This is a genomic window from Aeromicrobium phragmitis (assembly GCF_003674095.1).
Taxonomy (GTDB): domain Bacteria; phylum Actinomycetota; class Actinomycetes; order Propionibacteriales; family Nocardioidaceae; genus Aeromicrobium; species Aeromicrobium phragmitis.
This window is the reverse complement of sequence record NZ_RDBF01000183.1, coordinates 1-362: the sequence shown is the minus strand read 5'-3', so window position 1 is coordinate 362 and position 362 is coordinate 1. Positions and strand designations below refer to the sequence as shown.

Sequence of the window (362 nt, the reverse complement as noted above, 5' to 3'; positions counted from 1 at the left end):
CCTTCAGCGCGCCCACCCCGGTCGTCCCCGCGCGACGGCCGCTGGCCGCGGGTGCGAGTGAGACCCTCTGCATCACGGTGACCTTGGACCGATCGGCCACGTCCTCGCTGCAGGGCGCGACGGCGACGGCGTCGTTCGTGGTCAACGGCGTCCAGCGAGGTGCCCCGTGAGTCGGCTGCGCCTCCTCGTCCTCAACGCCGGAGCGCTTCTCGGGGGCCTGTGCCTGCTGGCCGTCGTCGCACTCTGGATGACCGGAAGCCGCCCGTTGGTCGTGCAGTCCGATTCCATGGCGCCGGAGATCGCCGCCGGCGACCTGCTGCTGACCCGCTCCGTCGAGGCGGCGGACCTCGAAGTCGGCGACG

1 protein-coding gene is annotated in these 362 nt (G+C 72.7%); it reads left to right on the top strand.

The window, feature by feature from the left end; genetic code table 11:
• Positions 1–166 precede the first annotated feature (166 nt).
• Positions 167–362 (top strand): S24/S26 family peptidase (locus D9V41_RS16880; RefSeq protein ID WP_208006935.1); only part of this gene is annotated, 196 nt, incomplete at its 3' end.